General features: G+C 70.1%; 22 protein-coding genes. 14 read left to right on the plus strand and 8 right to left on the minus strand.

Features of this window, described 5'->3' with window-relative positions:
* Window positions 1-19: 19 nt before the first annotated feature.
* Both QM569_RS03505 and apaG read right to left on the minus strand, forming a co-directional pair.
* Window positions 20-1,990: a site-specific recombinase gene (locus QM569_RS03505; RefSeq protein ID WP_414985837.1), complete on the minus strand. Its 1,971-nt coding sequence runs from the start codon at window positions 1,988-1,990 to the stop codon at window positions 20-22.
* Entirely contained in the window at window positions 1,987-2,385 is a 399-nt protein-coding gene (gene apaG, locus QM569_RS03510) for a Co2+/Mg2+ efflux protein ApaG (RefSeq protein WP_414985838.1), read from the minus strand. The genes QM569_RS03505 and apaG overlap by 4 nt, the downstream gene beginning before the upstream one ends.
* A gap of 30 nt (window positions 2,386-2,415) precedes the next feature.
* Between apaG and rpe the strand changes: the two genes are divergently transcribed.
* On the plus strand, window positions 2,416-3,084 hold the full coding sequence (rpe, locus tag QM569_RS03515) for a ribulose-phosphate 3-epimerase (RefSeq protein ID WP_414985839.1): 669 nt from the start codon (window positions 2,416-2,418) through the stop codon (window positions 3,082-3,084).
* 68 nt (window positions 3,085-3,152) lie between these two features.
* Here the strand turns inward: rpe and QM569_RS03520 are convergent, their stop codons facing one another.
* Window positions 3,153-3,542 (minus strand): hypothetical protein, encoded by a 390-nt coding sequence (locus QM569_RS03520; protein ID WP_414985840.1) that lies wholly within the window; start codon window positions 3,540-3,542, stop codon window positions 3,153-3,155.
* A 137-nt stretch (window positions 3,543-3,679) separates the two neighbouring features.
* Here QM569_RS03520 and gph point away from each other — a divergent pair, with 137 nt between their 5' ends.
* Window positions 3,680-4,387 carry a phosphoglycolate phosphatase gene (gph, locus tag QM569_RS03525; RefSeq protein ID WP_414985841.1) on the plus strand — a complete coding sequence of 236 codons (708 nt, stop codon included), beginning with the start codon at window positions 3,680-3,682 and terminating at the stop codon, window positions 4,385-4,387.
* Here the strand turns inward: gph and QM569_RS03530 are convergent.
* Window positions 4,376-5,977, minus strand: a complete 1,602-nt coding sequence (locus tag QM569_RS03530) for a methyl-accepting chemotaxis protein (RefSeq protein WP_414985842.1) — start codon at window positions 5,975-5,977, stop codon at window positions 4,376-4,378. The two genes, gph and QM569_RS03530, sit on opposite strands and share 12 nt — an antisense overlap.
* Window positions 5,978-5,987: 10 nt before the next feature.
* Window positions 5,988-6,581: a chalcone isomerase family protein gene (locus QM569_RS03535; protein WP_414985843.1), complete on the minus strand. Its 594-nt coding sequence runs from the start codon at window positions 6,579-6,581 to the stop codon at window positions 5,988-5,990.
* A gap of 364 nt (window positions 6,582-6,945) precedes the next feature.
* Here QM569_RS03535 and trpE point away from each other — a divergent pair, with 364 nt between their 5' ends.
* The 10 genes from trpE to QM569_RS03585 are packed head-to-tail and all read left to right on the plus strand — an operon-like array spanning window position 6,946 to window position 15,583.
* Complete coding sequence (trpE, locus tag QM569_RS03540; RefSeq protein WP_414985844.1) at window positions 6,946-8,445, plus strand: anthranilate synthase component I; 1,500 nt, start codon at window positions 6,946-6,948, stop codon at window positions 8,443-8,445.
* 5 nt (window positions 8,446-8,450) lie between these two features.
* Window positions 8,451-9,023 carry an aminodeoxychorismate/anthranilate synthase component II gene (locus QM569_RS03545; protein ID WP_414985858.1) on the plus strand — a complete coding sequence of 191 codons (573 nt, stop codon included), beginning with the start codon at window positions 8,451-8,453 and terminating at the stop codon, window positions 9,021-9,023.
* 29 nt (window positions 9,024-9,052) lie between these two features.
* On the plus strand, window positions 9,053-9,658 hold the full coding sequence (locus tag QM569_RS03550; protein ID WP_414985859.1) for a LysE family translocator: 606 nt from the start codon (window positions 9,053-9,055) through the stop codon (window positions 9,656-9,658).
* A gap of 12 nt (window positions 9,659-9,670) precedes the next feature.
* The gene (trpD, locus tag QM569_RS03555) at window positions 9,671-10,711 is read left to right on the plus strand and encodes an anthranilate phosphoribosyltransferase (RefSeq protein WP_414985845.1); all 1,041 of its coding nucleotides are present in this window, start codon (window positions 9,671-9,673) and stop codon (window positions 10,709-10,711) included.
* Window positions 10,708-11,511 (plus strand): indole-3-glycerol phosphate synthase TrpC, encoded by an 804-nt coding sequence (trpC, locus tag QM569_RS03560; protein ID WP_414985846.1) that lies wholly within the window; start codon window positions 10,708-10,710, stop codon window positions 11,509-11,511. The genes trpD and trpC overlap by 4 nt, the downstream gene beginning before the upstream one ends.
* A gap of 39 nt (window positions 11,512-11,550) precedes the next feature.
* On the plus strand, window positions 11,551-12,261 hold the full coding sequence (locus tag QM569_RS03565) for a uracil-DNA glycosylase (protein ID WP_414985847.1): 711 nt from the start codon (window positions 11,551-11,553) through the stop codon (window positions 12,259-12,261).
* 28 nt (window positions 12,262-12,289) lie between these two features.
* On the plus strand, window positions 12,290-13,252 hold the full coding sequence (locus tag QM569_RS03570; RefSeq protein ID WP_414985848.1) for a Bug family tripartite tricarboxylate transporter substrate binding protein: 963 nt from the start codon (window positions 12,290-12,292) through the stop codon (window positions 13,250-13,252).
* A gap of 5 nt (window positions 13,253-13,257) precedes the next feature.
* A complete protein-coding gene (locus QM569_RS03575) occupies window positions 13,258-14,865 on the plus strand; it encodes a gamma-glutamyltransferase family protein (protein WP_414985849.1) in 1,608 nt (535 codons plus the stop codon).
* Window positions 14,866-14,918: 53 nt separating this feature from the next.
* Complete coding sequence (locus QM569_RS03580; RefSeq protein ID WP_414985850.1) at window positions 14,919-15,167, plus strand: DUF6364 family protein; 249 nt, start codon at window positions 14,919-14,921, stop codon at window positions 15,165-15,167.
* The gene (locus QM569_RS03585; protein ID WP_414985851.1) at window positions 15,164-15,583 is read left to right on the plus strand and encodes a PIN domain-containing protein; all 420 of its coding nucleotides are present in this window, start codon (window positions 15,164-15,166) and stop codon (window positions 15,581-15,583) included. Before QM569_RS03580 ends, QM569_RS03585 begins: the two co-directional genes overlap by 4 nt.
* Before the next feature lie 45 nt (window positions 15,584-15,628).
* Here QM569_RS03585 and queA read toward each other — a convergent pair whose 3' ends face one another.
* The 3 genes from queA to QM569_RS03600 form a co-directional block, all read right to left on the minus strand.
* Window positions 15,629-16,708, minus strand: coding sequence for a tRNA preQ1(34) S-adenosylmethionine ribosyltransferase-isomerase QueA (gene queA / locus QM569_RS03590; RefSeq protein ID WP_414985852.1), 1,080 nt, complete (start codon window positions 16,706-16,708; stop codon window positions 15,629-15,631).
* Between the two features lie 124 nt (window positions 16,709-16,832).
* Window positions 16,833-18,455, minus strand: coding sequence for an enterochelin esterase domain-containing protein (locus QM569_RS03595; RefSeq protein ID WP_414985853.1), 1,623 nt, complete (start codon window positions 18,453-18,455; stop codon window positions 16,833-16,835).
* Between the two features lie 14 nt (window positions 18,456-18,469).
* Window positions 18,470-19,744, minus strand: coding sequence for an HD-GYP domain-containing protein (locus QM569_RS03600; protein ID WP_414985860.1), 1,275 nt, complete (start codon window positions 19,742-19,744; stop codon window positions 18,470-18,472).
* A gap of 59 nt (window positions 19,745-19,803) precedes the next feature.
* Between QM569_RS03600 and recG the strand changes: the two genes are divergently transcribed.
* A complete protein-coding gene (gene recG, locus QM569_RS03605; protein ID WP_414985854.1) occupies window positions 19,804-21,900 on the plus strand; it encodes an ATP-dependent DNA helicase RecG in 2,097 nt (698 codons plus the stop codon).
* A 175-nt stretch (window positions 21,901-22,075) separates the two neighbouring features.
* Window positions 22,076-23,149 (plus strand): efflux RND transporter periplasmic adaptor subunit, encoded by a 1,074-nt coding sequence (locus tag QM569_RS03610; RefSeq protein ID WP_414985855.1) that lies wholly within the window; start codon window positions 22,076-22,078, stop codon window positions 23,147-23,149.
* Window positions 23,150-23,160: the final 11 nt, after the last annotated feature.

The following is a 23,160-nucleotide window of genomic DNA, read 5'->3' on the forward strand; positions in this document are numbered from 1 at the left end:
AGGACAGGCGCCTGGCCGGTCAGGCGGCGTTGCGCCCCGGAACGAAGAAGCTCAGCGGCGCGCGGCGCGCGCGCGAGCGTATGGCCGCGTAGATGCGCGAGCGGTCCACGCCGCTCACGTTCTGTGCCCGCAGCGCCAGCCGGAACGCCAGGTAGAAGCTGACCGATACGTTCAGCGCCCCCACCAGCGGCAGCGAGGCCACGGCCCACCAGAAGGCACTCTGGTGCAGTACATCCAGACCCAGCGTGGCGCTGGCGGCGGCCACCTGGCCGGTCGAGAGTGTGACATGGCGCACGTCCAGCCCCAATCCGAAAAACCCTGCGAACGCCGGGACCAGGCCCAGCATGAAGCCCAGCGAGATGTTGGCCGCGAAGCCCGAGATGTGCTCGCGCAGAAAACGCGCCCATCGCGCGGCGCGCGGCGCGCCCAGCAGGCCGGTGATGCGCGGGTTGTAGTGCAGGGCCGAGTCCAGGCGGTGCAGCACGAACCAGTTCTCTACCCAGCCTGCGACGATGCTCGACGCGAACAGCAGCACCCCCGTGAACGCCGCGAAGAACAGCGACGGCCCCAGCAGGTGCAGCGACGCCAGCACGTGCCGCGCCTCGCGTTCGCTGATGGCGGGGTGGCCCGTGGCCAGGGCGATGAGCGCGGCCAGCGCCAGCACCGCCGGGATCACTACCAGCACGTTGCCCAGCACGGCGGCCACCTGCGTGCGCACCAGGTGCGTGATCTCGTCCACGAACGCCTGCACGCCGTCATTGCCGCTGCCCAGGTCCTTGAGCTTGGCGGCCATGGCGGGCGCGGTCATGGCCGGCTGCTTGGTGGCGACCGTGAGGTGCAGCAGCTGGATCAGCACGAAGGTGACGGCGTAGTTCACCCCCGCCATGAAGCCGCCCCAGAACGCCGACAGCGCCAGCGCGTGCAGGGCGAACTTGGCGAGCGTGGTGAAGGCCATCAGCGCGCCGCCGCCCGCGGCCTTGCGCACCATGGCGCGGTACTCGGCCCCGGTGCGGGTGATGTAGTGCTCGCCCGTCTCGGCGCTGCGCTCGGCCACCTTGGCGGCCAGCAGCGACGAGTTGGACGCCAGCAGCGCGCGCACGCTGCGCTGCTCCTGGCCCACCCTCACCAGCCGCGCCAGCAGCCGCGCGGCGGTCACGGCAGGCTGGGGCGAGAGCAGGCAGTCCAGCAGCTCGCGCACGCGCAGGATGCGCTCGCGCAACTGGCGCAACAGGAACACCAGGCCCACGGAGATGCCGTTGTCCTCGAAGTGCGTGTACACCGTGGCCGTGGCCGCCCGGCACGCCTCCAGCCGCTCGCGCAGGCGCTGGGCCGCTTCATTCAGGCGGTCGGGCGTGCGCAGCGGGTGCAGGGCCTCCACGCGCAGGCTCTCCACGTCGCGGATCAGCGCATGAAAGGGCTGCGCCTCGCGCGCGGACTCGCTCATGCGCAGGCGCAGCTCGGGCGCGAAGCCGGTCGAGAGGATCTGGCCCGCGCAGTAGGTGATGGCGTCGAGCAGCGCCCGGTGCCAGCGCGAGGGGCCGTCGGCATCGTGCGGCGCCAGCAGGGCGACCACGCGCTGGAGCGGCTCCTCCTCCAGCGCCGCCAGCCACTGCGCGTCGAACGCGCTGGGCAGCGCCAGCATGAACAGCTCGCCCGCGTCGATGGTCTCGGGGCTGCCCGGCAGCAGCTTGGTGCGCAGGCGCTGGCCGATCTCGCTGACCAGCGCGGTGCGCGGCGCAAAGCCGAAGTCCGTCAGCAGGGTGGTGATGTCCACGTGCTCCACCAGCGTGGCCCACCAGGCCTGCAGCCGGGGCTGGATGTCGGGGCGGGCCTCCACCGCGTCCAGAAAGAGCCGCACGCGCCCCACGGCGGCGGGCACGGAGTCGCGCTGGCCGCGCACCCAGTCCAGCAGGCGGATCAGCCACAGGTGGCGGTGCGCCAGGCTGGCCTGCGGGTCCAGCTCGGCCAGCAGGGCGGTCAAGTCTTTCAATGGAGCACCCGTGCGCCCGAGGGGCCGTGCCCCGCCGCCTCCAGCACGAACAGCGGCACGGGCGTGGCGAACGGCGCGCCCTCTTCGGTCACGCAGTGGAAGGTGCCGTGCATGGTGCCGCTGGCCGTGCGCAGGCGGCAGCCGCTGGTGTACTGGAACGATTCGCCCGGCTTGAGCAGCGGCTGGTGCCCCACCACGCCCAGGCCCTTGACCTCCTCGGTATGGCCGCGCGCGTCGCTGATGATCCAGTGGCGCGAAATGAGCTGCGCCGGGGCGGTGCCCAGGTTGGTGATGGTGATCGTGTAGGCGAAGCTGAACACGCCGTCATCCGGCGCGGACTGCTCGGGCAGGTACTCGGGCTGCACCTGCACGTCGAACTGGTACTTGGTGGGCATGCGCGAATGGTAACTGCGACAATCCGCCGCATGACCCGCCCCACCTACCGCATCGCCCCGTCCATCCTGTCCGCCGACTTCGCCCGCCTGGGCGAGGAAGTGCGCAGCGTCATCGCCGCAGGCGCGGACTGGATCCACTTCGACGTGATGGACAACCATTACGTGCCCAACCTGACCTTCGGCCCCATGGTCTGCCAGGCACTCAAGCCCCACGCGGGCGCCACGCCCATCGACGTGCATCTGATGATCGAACCGGTGGACGCCCTGGCCGCCGCGTTTGCCGACGCGGGGGCGGACTACATCAGCTTCCACCCCGACGCCTCGCCCCACGTACACCGCAGCATCCAGGCCATCCGCGCCAAGGGCGTCAAGCCCGGCCTGGTGTTCAACCCCGCGCAGCCGCTGGACGTGCTGGACTGGGTGATCGACGACATCGACCTGATCCTCATCATGAGCGTCAACCCCGGGTTCGGCGGCCAGAGCTTCATCGACTCGGCCCTGCGCAAGATCGAGGCCGTGCGCCGCCGCATCGACGCGACGGGCAAGGACATCCGCCTGGAGGTGGACGGCGGCATCAAGGCCGACAACATCCGCCGCGTGGCGGACGCGGGGGCGGACACCTTCGTGGCGGGCAGCGCCATCTTCGGCAAGCCGGACTACCAGGGCGTCATCAACGCCATGCGCACCCAATTGGCCTGAAACGCTCATTATTTGATAGCTATCTGCGCTTGATGGATAAGCGCTAGAGGCCGATTTCATTCAAATTTCTATTGGGGCGGCGGCACGATCGTCGTCGTGACCGATTCGCGCAGCACGCCGCCGCCCGACACCGAGCCGCTGGCCGGCGCCGACTGCACGCGGCGCAGGCACTCCGCCTGATCCGCAGCGCTCTGGAAGGCGGCGCAGCGCTGGGTGGCGTTGTCCGCTGCGGTCGGGCCGGGGTTGCTCAACTGGCCCTTGCGCGCGGCGTCCAGGGCGTTGTCGGCTTCGCGCAGGCAGGTGGCCAGGCTGTCCTGGGTGTTGCGGGTCTGGCACTTCTCGCGCTCCTGCTCATAGCGCGCCCGCGCGTCCTGCGGCGGGGTCTGCGCCAGCGCGGCGCAGGTGCCGAACAAGGCGGCGGCGATGAAGGGCGCAGTCCAGGCTGTGCGGTGTGTCATGGCAGGGGTTCCTTGGATGAACGGACAAAACGAATGGTTGCCCGCAGCGTAGGCGCGCCCGGCGCCGCGCCTTGTCGGACGGTTCCCAGCGCCGCCGTCAGCCCAGGCGCTCAGTGGGCGCTGGGTAAACTCAGTTCATGAACGCTCGCGCCCCCCTCACCGCCGTGCTCTCCCGCGTGGACGCGGCCATCATCGACCTGGACGGCACCCTGGTGGACACCCTGGGCGACTTCGCGGCGGCGCTGGGCGGCATGCTGCGCGACCTGGGCTTGCCGCCCATCGGCGCACAGCACATCGAGCAGATGGTGGGCAAGGGCTCCGAGCACCTGCTGCGTTCAGTGCTCAATCACGTTCTGGCGCTTGATGGGAAAGCACAGGCAGCTATCAAAACAGAAGCGTTGTACCCCGCCGCCTGGGCCAGCTACCAGCGCCACTACCTGGCCGTGAACGGCCAGTACGCCGCCGTCTATGCGGGGGCGCATGAGGGGCTGCAGGCGCTGCGCGGCGCGGGCCTGCGCCTGGCCTGCCTGACCAACAAGCCCACGGGCTTTGCCGTGCCGCTGCTGCGCGCCAAGGGGCTTGATGGCTACTTCGACCACGTGTTCGGCGGCGACGCCTTCGCGCGCAAGAAGCCCGACCCGCTGCCCCTCGTCAAGACCTGCGAGGCCCTGGGTACGCAGCCCGCGCGCACGCTGATGGTGGGCGACAGCAGCAACGACGCGCAGGCCGCGCGCGCGGCGGGCTGCCCGGTGGTGCTGGTGACCTACGGCTACAACCACGGCCAGCCCGTGCGGGCCGTGGATGCGGATGGTTTCGTGGATTCGCTGGCGCAGCTAGGCGCCTAGGCGCGGCGCGGGCGCAGGGGCCGCAATGGCGGCCTGGGCGGCATCCGCGTGCGACAGGCGGAACACCGCCACCGCCTCCACGAGCTGGCCCGCCTGCGTCTTGAGGCTGTCGGCCGCCGCCGCGCTTTGCTCCACCAGCGCGGCGTTCTGCTGTGTGGCCTGGTCCATCTGCGTGATGGCCTCGCCCACCTGCAAGACGCCCTGGCTCTGCTCGCTGCTGGCGGCGCTGATCTCGCCCATGATGTCCGTCACGCGGCGGATGGCACTCACCACCTCGGTCATGGTGGCGCCCGCCTTGTCCACCAGGGCCGTGCCGCGTTCCACGCGCTCCACGCTGGTGCCGATCAGGCCCTTGATCTCCCGGGCCGCCTCGGCGCTGCGCTGGGCCAGGCTGCGCACCTCGCCCGCCACCACGGCGAAGCCCCGGCCCTGGTCGCCCGCGCGTGCGGCTTCCACGGCGGCGTTCAGCGCCAGGATGTTGGTCTGGAAGGCGATGCCGTCGATCACGCCAATGATGTCGGCGATCTTCTTGCTGCTGTCGTTGATGCCCTTCATGGTGTCCACCACTTCGGCCACCACCTCGCCGCCTTGCACCGCCACGGTGGATGCGCTCATCGCCAGTTGGTTGGCCTGGCGCGCGTTGTCGGCGTTCTGCTTGACGGTGGAGCCCAGTTCTTCCATCGACGCGGCGGTCTGCTGCAGGGCCGACGCCTGCTGCTCCGTGCGCGCCGACAGGTCGCTGTTGCCCATGGCGATCTCCACGCTGGCCGTGGCCACGCCCTCGGCGCTGCGGCGCACGTTGCCCACGATGCCCGCCAGGCGCGACTGCATGGTGGAAAGGGCCTGCAGCAGCTGCCCGGTTTCGTCGCGGCTGCTCGCCGTGATGGGGTGCGTCAGGTCGCCGCTGGCGATGCTTTCGGCGGCCTGCTGGCCCAGCCGCACGGGCCGCACGATGGAGCGCGTGACCGTGAAGGCCAGCAGCGCGCCCAGCGCCACGGCCACCAGCGTGCCCACGCCCAGCAGCACCTGGCTGGCCCGGGCCTGGGCGCCGGTGTCGGCCTGGCTCTCGGCCAGTTGCGCGGCCATGGCGTGGCGCAGGTCGTCGAGCGACTTGAGGTACTTGTCGGCCAGGGGGCGCAGGTCCTTGTCCACCAGCGTGGGCACGTTGGGCTCGCCGCCGCGGTGCAGCTCGCGGATCTCGGCCAGCTTGTCGCTGTAGGCCGTGCGCGCGGCGGCGATGGCGGCGAGCAGCGCGCGCCCCGGCTCGCCCTGCACCAGCGCCTCGATGCGCTTGACCTTGGCGTCCATGCCCTTCGCGGTGGCCTCGGTGTCGGCCGTGAGCTTGTCCATGTAGTCGCGGTCGATGGCCTTGAGGAAGGCCTCGGTGCGCACCCAGTTCAGGCGGATGTCGGCCGCCCAGTCTTCCACCAGCAGTTGCTGCTCGATCTCCTGCGTGGCGGCCCGCTCGCTTGCGCCCTGCAGGCTGGCGATGCGCCACATGCCCGTGGCGGCGATCAGGGCCGTGATGAGCAGGATGACGCCAAAGGACGCGCCCAGGCGCAGGCCGACGGAGAGGTTGGCGGGTTTCATGGCAGTGCGTTCAGCCTGCGGCCTTGCCCAGCAGGGCGTCCTTGAGCTTCCAGTCCGCCGGGGCGTGGCCCAGCCAGATGCCCAGCAGCGCGTTGAAGAACTCGGGCTCCTTGAACGGCTCGCCCTGCCGCACGCCCTTGACGGTGATGACGGTGCCGGTGCCGGGTATCCAGTCGATCAAGAACTGGTCGCCTGCCAGCAGCTTCTTGTGCTCCGAGAAGATCTGGCCCATGCGCAGCACGCCCGGGATGAGCTTGGAGAACGCCGCCCGGTCCATGTTGTCTTCCATGCCGCGCGAGAACAGCTTGCCCAGTTCGGACGAGTCGATGTCGCGCAGCATGGTGATGCTCACGCGCTTGGGGCCCTTGAGGGCGGCCACCTCCTGGGGCGTTTGTGCCGTTTTCTCCAGGTACAGGCCCGCCGTGTACACCTTGAACACGGCCTTGTAACGCACCCCGGCGCCATTGAGCACGAGGCCGGTGCCGCCCACGCTGGCGGTCTCCGCGTATTTCACGTCGGCCACGGTCACAGGCTGGGCGGCGGCGCTGGCCGCCAGAAGAAAAGCCCCCGCCGCCACGGCGCACCGTTGTAGGAATGTTGTCATGGTTGTCTCCAAAAAAGCACGATCGTGCGTTTCTAATTGTTGCTGCGCCGGACGCTGGCCGCAACAGGGTTTTCGAGCGGTTGCGACCGCCGCTGGCGCGGCGTTGCCGGAACCCCCCAAGATGCCCAGGAAAGCTTTGCTACACTTTGCCCACCATGTTCATTCACCACGTGTTCATCACAGGTTGCAGCGACCGGGGAGCCTGGCCCTGGCGTCAGCCTGTCAGCCTGAACGCCTGATGGCACCTGGGCCTGCCGCCCCAGCGTGCGCCCGTGGCCCTCACCCCAGCGGTGGGCCGATTGACCGAATGAACCGCAGCGCCCCGTACCTTTCCCGGGCCTGCGCATAGCCGGGAGCCTTCCCCGTGATCACAGAACTTGAATTCAAAAGCCTGGCCAGCGATGGCTACAACCGCATTCCGCTCATGGCCGAAGCCTTTGCGGACCTGGAAACGCCCCTGTCGCTGTACCTCAAGCTCGCCCACACCAAGGACGGCGGGCGGCACAGCTTTCTGCTCGAATCCGTGGTGGGCGGCGAGCGCTTTGGCCGCTACAGCTTCATCGGCCTGCCCGCGCGCACGCTGCTGCGCGCCAGCGGCTTCGGCGACGCGGCCAGGACCGAGGTCGTGACCGACGGCCAGGTGGTCGAGACGGCGGCGGGCAACCCGCTGGACTTCATCGAGGCGTACCAAAAGCGCTTCAGGGTGGCGCTGCGCCCCGGCCTGCCGCGCTTTTGCGGCGGCCTGGCGGGCTACTTCGGCTACGACGCGGTGCGCTACATCGAGAAGAAGCTCGAAGAGTCCTGCCCGCCCGACACCCTGGGCTGCCCCGACATATTGTTGCTGCAGTGCGAGGAGCTGGCCGTCATCGACAACCTGTCGGGCAAGCTCTACCTCATCGTCTATGCCGACCCGGCCCAGCCCGAGGCGTATGCCCGCGCCAAGAAGCGCCTGCGCGAACTGAAAGACCAGCTCAGGTACTCGGTCAGCGCGCCCATCGTCAAACCGACCGAAAGCCACCCCGCCCAGCGCGACTTCGCCAAGGCCGACTATCTGGAAGCCGTGAACCGCGCCAAGGAGCTGATCGCCGCGGGCGACTTCATGCAGGTGCAGGTGGGCCAGCGCATCCACAAGCGCTACACCGAATCGCCCCTCTCCCTGTACCGCGCCCTGCGCTCGCTGAACCCGTCGCCGTACATGTACTTCTACGACTTCGGCGACTTCCACGTGGTGGGCGCCAGCCCCGAGATCCTGGTGCGCCAGGAGCGCACCGACGAAGGCGCCAAGGTCACCATCCGCCCCCTGGCGGGCACGCGCCCGCGCGGCGCCACGCCCGAGAAGGACAAGGCCACCGAGGTCGAACTCATCAACGACCCCAAGGAGCGCGCCGAGCACGTCATGCTGATCGACCTGGCGCGCAACGACATCGGCCGCATCGCCAAGACCGGCACCGTGAAGGTGACCGAGGCTTTTGCCGTGGAGCGCTACAGCCACGTGATGCACATCGTGAGCAACGTCGAGGGCGTGCTGCACGACGGCATGACCAGCATGGACGTGCTGCGCGCCACCTTCCCGGCGGGCACGCTCACCGGCGCGCCCAAGGTGCATGCGATGGAACTCATCGACCAGTTGGAACCCACCAAGCGCGGCCTGTACGGCGGCGCGTGCGGGTATCTGAGCTACGCGGGCGACATGGACGTGGCCATCGCCATCCGCACCGGCATCGTCAAGAACGGCACGCTGTACGTGCAGGCGGCTGCGGGCGTGGTGGCCGACTCTGTCCCCGAGCTGGAATGGAAGGAAACCGAGCACAAGGCCCGCGCCCTGCTGCGCGCGGCGGAACTCGTCGAGGAGGGCCTGGAATGAGCCGCATGAAACTCTTGATGGTCGATAACTACGACAGCTTCACATACAACATCGTCCAGTACTTCGGTGAGCTGGGCGCCGAGGTGGAGGTGTTCCGCAACGACGAGATCACGCTCGACGGCATCGCGGCGCGCGCGCCCGACCGGCTGGTCATCTCGCCCGGCCCCTGCTCGCCCGCCGAGGCGGGCATTTCGGTCGCGGCCATCCAGCACTTCGCGGGCAGGCTGCCCATTCTGGGCGTGTGCCTGGGCCACCAGAGCATCGGTGCGGCCTTCGGTGGCAACATCATCCGCGCGCGGGAGCTGATGCACGGCAAGACCAGCGTCATCACCACCACGCAAAAGGGCGTGTTCGCGGGGCTGCCCGAAAAATTCACCGTCAACCGCTACCACTCCCTCGCCATCGAGCGCGCCACCTGCCCCGAGGTGCTGGAGGTCACGGCCTGGACGGAGGACGGCGAGATCATGGGCGTGCGCCACAAGACGCTGCCCATCGAGGGCGTGCAGTTCCACCCCGAAAGCATCCTCACCGAGCACGGGCACGCCATGCTGAAGAACTTTCTGGAGCAGGCGCCGTGACGGGTGTCATCGAGCCGCAGCAACTGCTGATGTTCGTCGCGGCGGGCTGGCTGCTCAACCTCACGCCGGGGCCGGACGTGCTCTACATCGTGTCCAACGCGCTGCGCTCGGGCACGCGCGCGGGCGTCGTGGCGGGGCTGGGCATCACGGCCGGGTGCTTCGTTCACACCTTCGCCGCCGCCGTGGGCGTGGGGGCGCTGCTGGCCACGTCGGCCACGGCGTTCACCGTGCTCAAGTGGGCGGGTGCGGCCTACCTGGTGTGGATGGGCGCGCGCATGCTGCTGCCCGGCCAGCCCTCGGGCGACGGCGGCAGCGGCGTTGCGCCCGCGCAGGCCATGCCGCTGTCCAGGGTGTTCCTGGGCGGTTTCTGGACGAACGTACTCAACCCCAAGGTCGCCATCTTCTTCCTGGCCTTCGTGCCGCAGTTCATCGCGCCGGGGGCGGACAACAAGGCGCTGGCCTTCGTGCTGCTGGGCGTGCTGTTCAACGTGAACGCCATCCCCGTGAACGTGGGCTGGGCGCTGGCGGCGGGCTGGATGGCGCGGCGCGTGCGCGCCCTGCACTGGCTGGACCGCGTGGCGGGCGCCATGTTCATCGGTTTCGGAATCAAGCTGGCCCTGTCGGACCGGCCCTAGGAGACAAGCACCATGTCCATCACTCCCCAAGAAGCGCTGCAGCGCACCATCGAGCACCGCGAGATCTTCCACGACGAGATGCTGCACCTGATGCGCATGATCATGCGCGGCGAGCTGTCGCCCGTCATGACGGCGGCCATCGTCACCGGCCTGCGCGTGAAGAAGGAAACCATCGGCGAGATCACCGCCGCCGCGCAGGTGATGCGCGAGTTCTCCACCAAGGTACACGTCCACGACGCCACGCACCTGGTGGACATCGTGGGCACGGGCGGCGATGGCGCGGGCACCTTCAACATCTCCACCTGCGCCATGTTCGTGGCCGCCGCCGCAGGGGCCAAGACGGCCAAGCACGGCGGGCGCGGCGTCTCCAGCAAGAGCGGCAGCGCCGACGTGATGGAGGCGCTGGGCATCCACATCAACCTGCCGCCCGAGGCCATCGCCCGGTGCATCGCCGAGGTGGGCATGGGCTTCATGTTCGCGCCCAACCACCATCCCGCCATGAAGAACGTGGCCCCCGTGCGCAAGGAGCTGGGCGTGCGCACCCTGTTCAACATCCTGGGGCCGCTGACCAACCCGGCGGGCGCGCCCAACATCCTCATGGGCGTGTTCCACCCCGACCTCGTGGGTATCCAGGTGCGCGCGCTGCAGCGCCTGGGCGCGGAGCACGCGGTAGTCGTCTATGGCCGCGACGGCATGGACGAGGTGAGCCTGGGCGCGTCCACGCTGGTGGGCGAGCTGAAGAACGGCCAGATCACCGAGTACGAAATCCACCCCGAGGACTTTGGCCTGGCCATGGCGAGCCACCGCGCCTTCAAGGTGGACACACCCGAGCAGTCGCGCGACATGCTGATCGGCGTGCTGAAGGGCGCGCCCGGCGCGGCGCACGACATCGTGTGCCTGAACGCAGGCGTGGCGCTGTACGCGGCCAACGTGGTGGACTCGGTGCCCGCAGGGCTGGCCAAGGCGCGCGAGGCCATCGCATCCGGCGCGGCGCTGGCCAAGCTGGAGCAGCTGGTCACGCGCACGCACGCCCTGGCGGAGGTGGCGCAATGAGCAGCGACATCCTCAACAAGATCGTCGCCGTCAAGCACGAGGAAGTGGCCGCCGCGCAAAAGCGCCTGCCCCTGGCGGCCATGCGCGCCGACGCCGAGAGCCGCGTGCTCACCCGTGACTTCGAGGGCGCGCTGCGCGCCAAGGTCGCCCGGGGCCAGGCAGCGGTGATTGCCGAGATCAAGAAGGCCAGCCCATCCAAGGGCGTGCTGCGCGCCGACTTCATCCCGGCCGACATCGCGCAAAGCTATGCCGAAGGCGACGGCAAGGTCAGCGCGGCCTGCCTGTCGGTGCTGACGGACAGGCAGTTCTTCCAGGGCGGCGTGGACTACCTCAAGCAGGCGCGCGCGAGCTGCCAGTTGCCGGTGCTGCGCAAGGATTTCATGGTCGATGCCTACCAAATTTACGAGGCGCGGGCCATGGGCGCAGACGCCATCCTGCTGATCGCCGCCTGCCTTCAGGATTCGCAAATGGCCGACTTCGAGGCCATCGCCCGCAGCCTGGACATGGCCGTGCTGGTGGAGGTACACGACGGCGCCGAGCTGGAGCGGGCGCTCAAGCTCAAGACCCCGCTGGTGGGCATCAACAACCGCAACCTGCGCACGTTTGAAGTCAGCCTGCAGACCACGCTGGACCTGCAAAAGCACGTGCCCGCCGACCGCCTGTTGGTCACCGAGTCCGGCATCCTCGCGCCCGCCGACGTGCAGCGCATGCGCGAGGCCGGTGTACACGCCTTCCTCGTCGGCGAAGCCTTCATGCGCGCGCCCGACCCGGGGCAGGCACTGGCATCGCTATTTTCTTGATAGCTGCATGTGCTTGCTGGATAAGCGCTGGAGGCCGATTTGACCCAAAACGCTGACGCCCAGCTCGTCACCGCCGACCCGGCCCACTGGCCCGTGGCCCCGGGCTGGCAGCCGCTGGTGGACGGCTTTTTTGCCAGCGAACGCGGGCAGTCGCTGCTGTCCTTTTTGAACGCGCGGCTGCAGGCGGGCGCCACCGTCTTCCCGCCGCGCCCGCTGCGCGCGCTGGAGCTGACGCCGCCGGGCAGCGTGCGCGTGGTCATCCTGGGGCAGGACCCCTACCACGGGCGCGGCCAGGCCGAGGGGCTGGCCTTCTCCGTCGCGCCCGGCGTGCGCCTGCCGCCGTCGCTGCAGAACATCTTCAAGGAAATGCAGCGCGACCTGGGCGTGCCCTTTCCGCCGTTCCCCCAGCCCGGCGGCAGCCTGGTGCAGTGGGCGAAGAACGGCGTGCTGCTGCTCAACACCTGCCTCACGGTGGAGGAGGGCCAACCCGCCAGCCACGCGGGCCAGGGCTGGGAGGCGTTGACCGACGCCGTCATCCGCCACGTGGCCGAAGGCGCGCGCCCGGTGGTGTTCATGCTCTGGGGCGCGCACGCGCAGGGAAAGCGCGCGCTGATCCCGCCAGGCCGGGGGCATTTGCTGCTCATGTCCAACCACCCCTCGCCCCTGTCGGCGCTGCGCCCGCCCGTGCCGTTCATCGGCAACGGGCACTTCGGCAAGGCGCGCGCCTTCCGCGAGCAGCACGGATACTGATCGTCTGATTTTTTCAAGGAGCATGGCAATGCGTATATGGACTCTGGGCGCGGTGTTGTTGGCATGGGCGGTAGGGGCGCAGGCGCAGACCTGGCCCGAGCGGCCCGTGCGCGTGGTGGTGCCGTTCCCGGCGAGCGGCGCGACCGACCTCGTGGCCCGCGTGGTCACGCAGCGCGTGGCGCAGGACCTGGGCCAGCAGTTCGTGGTGGACAACAAGCCCGGCGCGGGCGGCACCATCGGCTCCGCCGAGGCCGCCAAGGCGCCGCCCGACGGCTACACGCTGCTGCTCACCACCAGCAGCACGCACGCCATCTCGCCGCACCTCATGCCGCGCCTGGCCTACGACGTGCGCCGCGACTTCACGCCCGTGGCCCATGTGGCCGACGCGCCCAGCGTGCTGCTGGTCACCAACTCGCTGCCCGTCAAGACCGTCAGCGAGCTGATCGCCTACGGCAAGGCCCACCCCGGCAAGCTGAACTACGCCACCAGCGGCAACGGCACCATCGTCCACCTGAACGCGGCCGCCTTCAGCGCGCAGGCGGGCATCGAGATGACGCACGTGCCGTACAAGGGCACGGCGCTGGCCATACCCGACCTCGTGACCGGGCAGGTCCACGTGCTGTTCGACGCGTTGCCCACCGGCATGCCGCACGTCAGGGGCGGCAAGCTGCGCGCCCTGGCCGTCACCAGCGAAAAGCGCAGCACGCTCGCGCCCGAAGTGCCCACCATGGCCGAATCGGGCCTGCCCGGCTATTCGTCGGTGACGTGGTTCGGCGTGTACCTGCCCGCTGGCGCGCCGCCCGCGCTCGTGGAGCGCGTCCACAAGGCTTTCACCAAGGCCATGCAGGCGCCCGAGGTGGCTGCGGGCCTGGCCAAGCTGGGCGTGGAGCCCGCCGCGCCCAGCTCGCCTGCGCAGTTCGCTGCCATGGTGCAGGCCGACAGCGCGCGCTGGGCGGCCGTGATCCGCCAGCACAAGATCACTCTGGAGTGAACGCCATGAACCACGATGCCAAGACCCTCGACTGGAGCCTGCCCTACGCCTCGCACCGCAGCGCGGTGATGGGGCGCAACGTCGTCTCCACCTCGCAGCCGCTGGCCGCGCAGGCGGGCCTGCGCATGCTGCTGGCCGGCGGCAACGCGGTGGACGCGGCCATCGCCGCCGCCATGGCGCTCACCGTGGTCGAGCCCACGGGTTGCGGCATCGGCAGCGACGGCTTCGCCATCGTCTGGGACGGCCAGGAACTGCACGGCCTCAACGCCTCGGGCCGCTCGCCCGCCGCGTGGACGCCTGACTACTTCGCCCGGCTCGGCGGCATCCCCGAGAAGGGCTGGAACGCCGTCACCGTGCCCGGCGCCGTCTCGGCCTGGGTGGCGCTGTCCAAGCGCCTGGGCAAGCTGCCGTTCGCGCAGCTCGCGCAGCCCGCCATCGGCTACGCGCGGGGCGGCTTTCCCGTGTCGCCCGTCATCGCGCGGCTGTGGGAGCTGGGCTTGGCCAGGCTGGGTGATCAGCCGGGGTTCGCCGAATGTTTCGCGCCCGGCGGTCGCGCCCCGCGCGCCGGTGAAATCTTCCGCAGCGAGGCACACGCCCGCACGCTGGAGCTGATCGCCGCCACCGAGGGTGAAGCCTTCTACCGCGGCGAGCTGGCCGCCAAGATGGCCGCGCATGCGCAGGCCCACGGCGGCGCCATGACCGTGCAGGACCTCGCCGCGCACCAGGCCGACTGGGTGGGCACGGTCAGCCAGCGCTTCGGCGATTCGGTGATCCACGAGATCCCGCCCAACGGCCAGGGCATCGCGGCGCTGATGGCGCTGGGCATGCTCGATGCGCTGGGCGTCGGTGACCAGCCGCTCGACGGCATCGACAGCGTGCATTTGCAGGTCGAGGCCATGAAGCTCGCCTTCGCCGACCTGCACCAGTACAACGCCGACATCGCCCACATGCGCGTCGCCCCCGCCGACCTGCTGCGCCCCGAATACCTGCGCGAGCGCGCGGCGCTCATCGACCCCGCGCGCGCGGGCAGCCCCAGCTACGGCGCGCCGCGCCCCGGCGGCACGGTCTATCTGGCGGCGGCGGATGCCAGCGGCATGATGGTGTCGTTCATCCAGTCCAACTACATGGGCTTCGGCTCGGGCGTGGTCGTGCCCGGCACGGGCATCAGCCTGCAGAACCGGGGCTGCGGCTTCACGCTGGAGCCCGGCCACGCCAACGAGGTCGGCCCGCGCAAGCGCCCCTCGCACACCATCATCCCGGCCTTCGCCATGCACGCCGACGGCACGCCGCGCATGGCCTTCGGCGTGATGGGCGGCCCCATGCAGAGCCAGGGCCACACGCAGATGGCCCTGCGCGTGCTGCGCTACGGCCAGAACCCGCAGGCGGCGGCAGACGCCCCGCGCTGGCGCGTGACGGGCGGCAAGGGCGTGGCCGTGGAGCCGCACTTCGACGCGGCGGTGGTCGAGCAACTGCGCGCGCGCGGCCACGAGGTCACGGTGGAGGCGGGCAACGGCGTGTTCGCTTTCGGCGGCGCGCAGCTGGTGCTGCGCCAGGGCGACGTGTACATCGCCGGGTCGGACCCGCGCAAGGACGGGTGCGCCGTGGCGTTCTGATGCTACCGAGACGTACAATGCACAAGAGCTTTGTACGTCAACCGGAGAGCGCCATGCAGACCAAACTGACCTTGAGGCTGGAAGACCGCCTGATCGCGCAGGCCAAGGCGCGTGCCCAGCGCCGTGGCAAGTCGCTGTCGCAACTGGTGGCGGACTACTTCGTCCAGCTGGACGAGCCGAGGGCTGCGGCGGCGCGCGAGCCCCTGCCGCCGACGGTGGCCTCGCTGCGCGGCGCGCTCAAGGGCGCAGCCGTGCTGGACGAAGAAGACTGGCGCGCCCATTTGCGGGCCAAGCACGGATGACATCGCTGCTGCTCGACACCAACGTGGTGCTCGACGTGCTGCTGGACCGCGAGCCCCACGTACACGCGTCCGCCCAGGTGCTGGCGCAGGTGGAGCGCGGCGAAGTGCGCGGCTTCCTGTGCGCCACCACGGTCACCACGCTGTTCTACCTGGCGGCCCGCGCCCTGGATGCGCGCAGCGCGCGCGGCCAGATCGAGACGCTGTTGCGACTGTTCGACGTGGCGCCCGTGACCCGCATGGTGCTGGCCGATGCGCTCGGCACCGGGTTTTCCGACTACGAAGACGCCGTGCTGCACGAGGCAGCGCGGCATGCGGGCGTGCAAGGCATCGTCACGCGCAACGTGCGCGATTTTTCCGGCGCGGTGCTGCCGGTCTTCACGCCGGATGAGTGGCTGCTGGGGCAGGCCAAAAATTGAGCCAAATCGGCCTCTAGCGCTTGTCCAGCAAGCGCTGGCAGCTATTTATTTGGTAGCACTGCGCTCCAGCAGCATCGCATCCCCATAGCTGAAGAAGCGGTACCGCTGGGCGATGGCGTGGCGGTAGAGCTGCATCACGTGCCCGTAGCCCGCGAAGGCGCTCACCAGCATCATCAGCGTGCTCTTGGGCAGGTGGAAGTTGGTGACGAGGACATCCACCACCTGGAACGGGAAGCCCGGCGTGATGAAGATGTCCGTCTCGCCCGTGGCCTGGCCCGAGCGCGCCCAGGATTCGAGCGTGCGCACCGTCGTCGTGCCCACGGCCACCACGCGGCCCCCCCGCTGGCGGCAGCGCTCCAGCGCGGCCAGCGTGGCGTGGGGCACCTCGTACCACTCGCTGTGCATGCGGTGCTCGGCCAGGTTCTCGGTCTTGACGGGCTGGAAGGTGCCCGCGCCCACGTGCAGGGTGACGCAGGCAGCGTCCATGCCGCGCGCGGCCAGGGCGGCGAGCACGCCTTCGTCGAAGTGCAGCGCCGCCGTGGGCGCGGCGACGGCGCCGGGGGCGCGGGCGAACACCGTCTGGTAGCGCTGGCTGTCCTCGGCTTCGTCCGGGTCGTGCGCGGCGTTCTGCTGGCGCTCGATGTAGGGCGGCAGCGGCAGGTGGCCGTGGCGCTCCATCAGCTCCCAGGGCGTTTCGCCCGCCGGGCCGTGCAGCGCAAAGCGGAACAGCGGGCCGTCGGCGTCGGGCCAGCGGCCCAGCAAGGTGGCGTCAAAGCTGCCTGCCAGACGGACGGTGCTGCCGGGCAGGGGCTTCTTGCTGACCTTCATGTGGGCCACGACCTCGTTGCCGGTGAGAACGCGCTCGATCAGCAGCTCCAGCTTGCCGCCGCTGGCCTTTTCGCCGAACAGGCGGGCCTTGACCACGCGGGTGTCGTTGAAGACGAGCAGGTCGCCCGGCTGCAGCAACTGGGGCAGGTCGCGGAAGATGCGGTCGGCAGGCGCTGCGGCGCGGCCGTCGAGCAGGCGCGAGGCGCTGCGCTCGGGCGCGGGGTGCTGGGCGATGAGGTCGGGGGGCAGCGAGAAATCGAAGTCGCTGAGGGTGAAGGGGCGCGGTGCAGTCGTCATGCTTGAGGGCCGGACAGGCCCGTTCCAAGAGAAAGAAAGAGAAAGGAGAGGATTGTCGCAAACCCCGCCATTGAGCATCAAAAGTGCCTCCAGCGCTTATTGGACAAGCACCAGCAGCTATTGTTTACATAGCAGACGACTCGCACGCCCGGCCCAGCCCCTGCGCGAAGCGCTCGGGGTTGAGCAGCGCCACCAGCCCGCAGCCCAGGGCGCCCTGCCAGTGCAGGTAGTCGTGGCCGGTGGCGTGTTCGCGCTGGGTGACGGCGTAGCCCTTGGCGCGCAGCACGTCGCCCAGGTGGCGGTTGGTTTCCAGGATGCCGTCCTGCCCGCCGCGCGCGCCCTCGTAGCGGCCCGCGTCCAGGTAGAAGCGCACAGGGCGCTGCGGCGCCTGGGCATACGCCCGCATCATGTGGCCGGGGATCTCGCCCGGCGGCGCCCACCAGTACGAGCCCGACAGGCTGAGCACGTTGCCGAACCAGTGCGGCAGTTGCAGCGCCGCGGAGGCCGACGCCAGGCCGCCGTAGCTGGAGCCGCCGATCACCGTCGCGGCGGCGGGCCGTGCCAGGCCCTGGGCGCGCACCCAGGGCATCAGCTCCTCGTCCAGAAAGCGCGCGAACAGCGGGTTGGGCGGCAGCTCGGTGGCGCGGGCCTCGGGGCTGGGGTTGGAGACCAGCACCACCGCCGTGGGCGGGATCAGGCCGTCGGCGATGAGGTTGTCCACGATGCGCGGCGTGGGCACGTCCTGCTGGTAGGCGTGGGCGTCGAACAGCACGAGCAGCGCCTGGGGCGCGGCGCCTGCGGGGCGGTACAGCCACACGGGGCGCTGGTTGCCCAGCACGCGGCTGGCGACCTCGTGGCGCGTGAGGGTGCCCTGCGCCACGCCGGGGCGCGGCGCCACCCAGGGCTGGGGCGGGGCCTGGGGCAGCTCCAGCACCGAGGCGCCTTGGTACACGTCCAGCGCCGCGTCGGCCCGTGCCGGGAACACGCGCGGGTTCAGCGGGTCGCGCTGCGCGGTCGCCAGGATCATGCGGCGGTTGTCGGTGGCGCTGCCCTGCACGCGCGGCACGTCGGGCGCCAGGCGGTACGACAGGCGGGCGCTGGCGGGCATGCGGAAGGTGGCCCACCACACGTCGCTTTGCCCCAATCGCGCCAGCGGGTCGTGGTTGCCCGAGGGGCTGCCGAACAGGCGCACGCTCTGCGTCATGTCCGCGCCTGTGCCCGTGCCGCGCCACAGAAAGGTGACCAGCGACTCGCGCTCGGACAGCGGCTCCACCAGCGGCGTGCCGTGCTGGGCGCGCTCCTGCCAGAAGGCATCCGTAGTGCCGCCTTCGGCCAGCGTGCGCACCAGGGCGCGCAGGCGGGGGCTTTGCAGGGGCGCGGCGTCGGCAGGCGTGTCGGCGGCGGGCGCCAGGGTGCGGGCGATGCGCAGGGTGTAGGGGCCGGGCTGGGCGCCTTCGCGCACCTGCAACTGCTGGCCGGGCCGCAGCTGCCAGGTAAAGCCCTGGGGGCTGGCGCCCTCGGCCACCAGGCGGCGCAGGTGGCGGCCATCGGCGTCGATCAGGTCGAGCACGGCGCCGGGGCCGTCGAAATCGCCCTGCGCCACGTGCCCGGCGGGCGCCTGCACCTGCCAGCGCAGTGCTTGGGCAGGGGCGAGTTCGCCCCGCGCGGGCGTGCCCACGGCCAGTTCGGGGGGCGAGGCCCAGGCGAGGCAGGGGGACAGGAGGAGCGGCAGGAGAGAGTTTTTCATGCTGAAGAGCCCAACTACCAGGGCTGTCCCGGCAGGTCCGACCACAGCTGCGCCAGGTCGGGAAAGTTCCATTTGTCCGGGTCCTCGCGCGCGGCAATCTTTTCATTGCAGCCGGGCGCGGCCAGGTTCACCAGCTCGGGCGGGATGCGCAGGTCGGACTTGGTGGAGAAGAACACCCGGACGACGGGCGTGGTCAGCGCGGCGGGCGACTGCTCGGTCACCACGCCGATGCGGCCCGAGGTCAGCCGCACCAGCGAGCCCACGGGGTAGATGCCGATGCTTTTCACGAACGCCTGGAAGATGCGCGCGTCCAGGTGGTCGTTCGTCCACTCCGCCATGCGGCGCAGCGACTCGGCCGGGTCCCAGCCGCGCTTGTAGGGGCGGTCGGACGTGATGGCGTCGTACACGTCGCAGACGGCCGCCATGCGCGCGATCACGCTGATGCCGTCGCCCTGCAGCCGGTCGGGGTAGCCCGTGCCGTCCACCTTCTCGTGGTGGTGCAGGCAGGCGTCCATCACCGCGTCGTGTACGGCGGCGCCGCCCTTGAGCATGCGAAAACCCTCCAGCGGGTGGCCGCGCACCACGGCGAACTCCTGTTCGGTGAGCTTGCCGGGCTTGTTGAGCACCTCCAGCGGCACCGCCGCCTTGCCCAGGTCGTGCAGCAGGCCCGCCATGCCCGCCAGGCGCTGCTGGTCTTCCTTGAGCCCGAGCTGCCGGGCCAGCGCCACCATCAGCGCGCACACGGCCACCGAGTGCATGTAGGTGTAGTCGTCCGCCGTCTTGAGCCGCGCCAGGCTGATGAGCGCGCCGGGGTTGCGGGTGACGGAGTCGGAGATCTCCTGGACCAGGCTGTGCGCGCTGTCCATGCGCACGGCCTGGCCCATGCGCGCCTCGCTGAACATGGAGATCATGGCCTGCTTGGACTTGACGCAGATGGCGGCGGCCTTTTGCAGCTCGCTCGCCATGTCGGCGGGCTGGCGGTCGCGCGCGGGGGCGGCTGGCGGCAGCGTCACGGTGATGGGCGGCAGGTCTTCCAGGCGGCTGAAGTCGGTCTCGATGCGGGCGTCGGCCTCCTCGCGCGAGACGGACGCGGTGCCCACGGGCACGTCCAGGCCCTTGTCGGTGTCGATCCAGCATTCGTGCATCGACGTGGCGCGGATGCGGGCCAGGTCGTTTGGGTCCTTGAGCAGGAACCTGGCGCGCCAGAACGGGTGGTCCATCCACGATCCGCAGAATTCGTGCAGGTACATGCCCAGGGTGAGGTGCTGGATCGGGATGCGCTTGAGCATGCGATCGATGGTAACCATGGTAGCCTTTTCGGGCCTTACAGCCGCCTGCCTGCCCTCCCATGCCCGCCCCACGCCCCCAGCCCGCCAGCCCTGCGCAGAAGGCGCTGCACAAGCTGGGCCTGGCGCGCGACATCGACCTGGCCCTGCACCTGCCGCTGCGCTACGAGGACGAAACCCGCATCACCCCCCTGGCGAACGCCCGCGACGGGCAGACGGTGCAGATCGAGGCCACCGTCACCGCCAGCGAGGTGCAGTTGCGCCCGCGCCGCCAGCTCGTGGTGCGCGTGCAGGACGGCACGGGCGAATGCGAGCTGCGTTTCTTCAGCTTCTACCCCTCGCACCTGAAGACGCTGGCCGTGGGCGCGCGCCTGCGCATACGGGGCGAGGTCAAGGGGGCCTTCTGGGGGCGGCAAATGTTGCACCCGGCCTTTCGCGCGGCGGGCGGCGAGCTGCCCGCCGCGCTCACGCCCGTCTATCCCACCACGGCGGGCCTGCCCCAGCCCTATCTGCGCCGCGCCATCGCCAGCGCGCTGGCGCGGGTGGACCTGTCGGAAACGCTGCCGCCGGGCGTGGAGCCGCCCATCGCTCAAAATATGGGTCAAAATGGCCTCCAGCGCTTATGCAGCTTGCACGAGGCGCTCACTTTTTTGCACCACCCAGCGCCCGATGTGGCCCTGTCCACGCTCGAAGACCGCAGCCACCCTGCCTGGCAGCGGCTGAAGGCCGAGGAACTGCTGGCCCAGCAGCTGTCGCAGCAGCAGTCCCGCCGCGAACGTGATCGGCTGCGCGCCCCCGTGCTGCGCGCGCAAAAGGCCCAGCCCCTGCACGAGCAGCTGCTGGCCGCGCTGCCCTTCGGCCTCACGGCAGCGCAGCGCCGCGTGGGCGAGGAGATCGCCGCCGACCTGGCCCGCCCCGTGCCCATGCACCGGCTGCTGCAGGGCGATGTGGGGTCGGGCAAGACGGTGGTGTCGGCCCTGGCCGCCTGCATCGCCATGGACGCGGGCTGGCAGTGCGCGCTGATGGCCCCGACGGAAATCCTGGCCGGGCAGCACTTCGCCAAGATGGTCGGCTGGCTGGAGCCGCTGCTGGCCGCGCGGGGCCGCAAGGTGGCGTGGCTGGTGGGCGGGCAGAAGAAGAAGGAGCGCGCCGCCATGCTGGCCCTGGTGGAAAGCGGCGAGGCCGCGCTGGTGGTGGGCACGCACGCCGTCATCCAGGAGCAGGTGCGCTTCCAGAACCTGGCGCTGGCCGTGATCGACGAGCAGCACCGTTTTGGTGTCGCCCAGCGCCTGGCGCTGCGGCAAAAACTGGCCCACAGGGGGCAAGAGCCGCACATGCTGATGATGAGCGCCACGCCCATCCCGCGCACGCTGGCCATGACCTACTACGCCGACCTGGATGTCTCCGTCATCGACGAACTGCCCCCGGGCCGCACGCCCATCGTCACCAAGCTCATCGCCGACAGCCGCAAGGACGAGGTGGTCGAGCGCATCGGTGCGCAGGTGGCGGCCGGGCGGCAGGTCTATTGGGTGTGCCCGCTGATCGCGGAAAGCGAGGCGCTGGACCTGAGCAACGCCACCGCCACGCACGCCGAGCTGAGCGAAGCCTTGCCCGGCGTGATGGTGGGCCTGCTGCACTCGCGCATGCCCGCCTTTGATAAGAAGGCGGTGATGGCGCTTTTCACCAGCGGCCAGATGGGCGTGCTGGTCAGCACCACCGTCATCGAGGTGGGGGTGGACGTGCCCAACGCTTCGCTCATGGTCATCGAGCACGCCGAGCGCTTCGGCCTGTCGCAGCTGCACCAGCTGCGTGGCCGCGTGGGGCGCGGCGCGGCGGCGTCGGCCTGCGTGCTGCTGTACGCCACCGGCGACAGTGGCCGCCTGGGCGAGACGGCCCGCGAGCGCCTGCGCGCCATGGCCGAGACGAACGACGGCTTCGAGATCGCCCGGCGCGACCTGGAGATACGCGGCCCCGGGGAGTTTCTGGGCGCGCGCCAGTCGGGCGACGCGCTGCTGCGCTTTGCCGACCTGGCCACCGACGCGGCGCTGCTGGACTGGGCGCGCGAACTGGCGCCCGTGATGCTGGATGCCCACCCTGAGCTGGCCGCGAAGCACGTGGCGCGCTGGCTGGGGGGCAGGTCGGACTATCTGAAAGCTTGAGGTGTTTTTGGCCTCTGGCGCTTATGCAGCAAGCGCAAGCAGCTATTATTTTAATAGTATTGACGAAACCTTTACCTGGCCCATGCGGCGGCTTTACCTGGCTTTGCCATGATCGCCCCCGCTTTTCATCCGCCGTTTCGCGGCCCGCCGCAGGGCCTTTCTTCTGCTCGAACCCATGACTGCTGTTGCCTCGCCACCCTCGCGCCGCCGCGTGATCCTTGCCGCCCTTGCATTGGCCGCCGTTGCCGCAGGCGGCTGGTTTGCCTGGGCGAAGTGGAGCGCGTCCCGCGCCCAGACGGTGGAGTACGTCTTCGCCACCGTGCAGCGCACCCACTTCGAGGACCTGGTCAGCGCCACCGGCGCGCTGCAGCCGCGCGACTACGTGGACGTGGGCGCGCAGGTCTCGGGCCAGCTCAAGAAGCTGCACGTGGAGGTGGGCAACGACGTGACCGAGGGCCAGTTGCTCGCCGAGATCGACGCCGAGCAGTCTGCCGCCCGCGTGGATGCCAGCCGCGCCAGCCTGCGCGCACTGCAGGCGCAGCTGGCGCAAAGCCAGGTCAACCTGCAAAAGGCCGAGCGCGACCTGCAGCGCCAGCGCAACCTGCTCAAGGAAGACGCCACCACGCTGGAGCTGGTGCAGAACGCCGAGACCACGGCAGACGCAGCGCGTGCGCAGATCACCACGCAGAAGGCGCAGATCGAGCAGACGCAGGCCAGCATGCGCGTGGAGGAGTCGAACCTGAAGTACACCAAGATCTACGCGCCCATGGCGGGCACGGTGGTCAGCATCACCGCCAAGCAGGGGCAGACGCTCAACACCAACCAGGCCGCGCCCACCATCCTGCGCGTGGCCGACCAGTCCAGCATGACGGTGCAGACGCAGGTGTCCGAGGCCGACGTGGGCCGGCTGCGCGTGGGCATGCCCGCCTACTTCACCACCCTGGGCAGCCCGGGGCGGCGCTGGCACGGCAAGCTGCGCAAGATCGAGCCCACGCCCACGGTCACCAACAACGTGGTGCTCTACAACGCGCTGTTCGACGTGGAGAACCATAACCGCAGCCTGATGGCGCAGATGACGGCCCAGGTGTTCTTCGTCGTGGCCGAGGCGCGCGACGCGCTGGTGGTGCCCATGTCGGCGGTCACCTTCCGGCGCCGCGACGGTGCGGCGGGGCCTGCATCCACGGCATCGGCGGCGGCGTCGGCGCCCGCGCTGGCTGCCAGCGGCGCCCCGGGCTGCCCAGGGTGGTGAAGTAGGCGGGC

It is taken from the genome of Acidovorax sp., assembly GCF_047607405.1.
Classification (GTDB): domain Bacteria; phylum Pseudomonadota; class Gammaproteobacteria; order Burkholderiales; family Burkholderiaceae_C; genus Acidovorax.

Coding starts and splice junctions, on each gene's coding strand:
- QM569_RS03550 (WP_414985859.1), top strand. CDS start 9,053: ATGTTCGTCGCGGCGGGCTGGCTGCTCAACCTCACGCCGGGGCCGGAC.
- apaG (WP_414985838.1), bottom strand. CDS start 2,385: ATGCCCACCAAGTACCAGTTCGACGTGCAGGTGCAGCCCGAGTACCTG.
- QM569_RS03530 (WP_414985842.1), bottom strand. CDS start 5,977: ATGAAACCCGCCAACCTCTCCGTCGGCCTGCGCCTGGGCGCGTCCTTT.
- QM569_RS03580 (WP_414985850.1), top strand. CDS start 14,919: ATGCAGACCAAACTGACCTTGAGGCTGGAAGACCGCCTGATCGCGCAG.
- QM569_RS03610 (WP_414985855.1), top strand. CDS start 22,076: ATGACTGCTGTTGCCTCGCCACCCTCGCGCCGCCGCGTGATCCTTGCC.
- recG (WP_414985854.1), top strand. CDS start 19,804: ATGCCCGCCCCACGCCCCCAGCCCGCCAGCCCTGCGCAGAAGGCGCTG.
- QM569_RS03520 (WP_414985840.1), bottom strand. CDS start 3,542: ATGACACACCGCACAGCCTGGACTGCGCCCTTCATCGCCGCCGCCTTG.
- QM569_RS03585 (WP_414985851.1), top strand. CDS start 15,164: ATGACATCGCTGCTGCTCGACACCAACGTGGTGCTCGACGTGCTGCTG.
- queA (WP_414985852.1), bottom strand. CDS start 16,708: ATGACGACTGCACCGCGCCCCTTCACCCTCAGCGACTTCGATTTCTCG.
- QM569_RS03570 (WP_414985848.1), top strand. CDS start 12,290: ATGCGTATATGGACTCTGGGCGCGGTGTTGTTGGCATGGGCGGTAGGG.
- trpD (WP_414985845.1), top strand. CDS start 9,671: ATGTCCATCACTCCCCAAGAAGCGCTGCAGCGCACCATCGAGCACCGC.
- gph (WP_414985841.1), top strand. CDS start 3,680: ATGAACGCTCGCGCCCCCCTCACCGCCGTGCTCTCCCGCGTGGACGCG.
- QM569_RS03535 (WP_414985843.1), bottom strand. CDS start 6,581: ATGACAACATTCCTACAACGGTGCGCCGTGGCGGCGGGGGCTTTTCTT.
- QM569_RS03575 (WP_414985849.1), top strand. CDS start 13,258: ATGAACCACGATGCCAAGACCCTCGACTGGAGCCTGCCCTACGCCTCG.
- QM569_RS03595 (WP_414985853.1), bottom strand. CDS start 18,455: ATGAAAAACTCTCTCCTGCCGCTCCTCCTGTCCCCCTGCCTCGCCTGG.
- QM569_RS03600 (WP_414985860.1), bottom strand. CDS start 19,744: ATGCTCAAGCGCATCCCGATCCAGCACCTCACCCTGGGCATGTACCTG.
- QM569_RS03545 (WP_414985858.1), top strand. CDS start 8,451: ATGAAACTCTTGATGGTCGATAACTACGACAGCTTCACATACAACATC.
- trpC (WP_414985846.1), top strand. CDS start 10,708: ATGAGCAGCGACATCCTCAACAAGATCGTCGCCGTCAAGCACGAGGAA.
- rpe (WP_414985839.1), top strand. CDS start 2,416: ATGACCCGCCCCACCTACCGCATCGCCCCGTCCATCCTGTCCGCCGAC.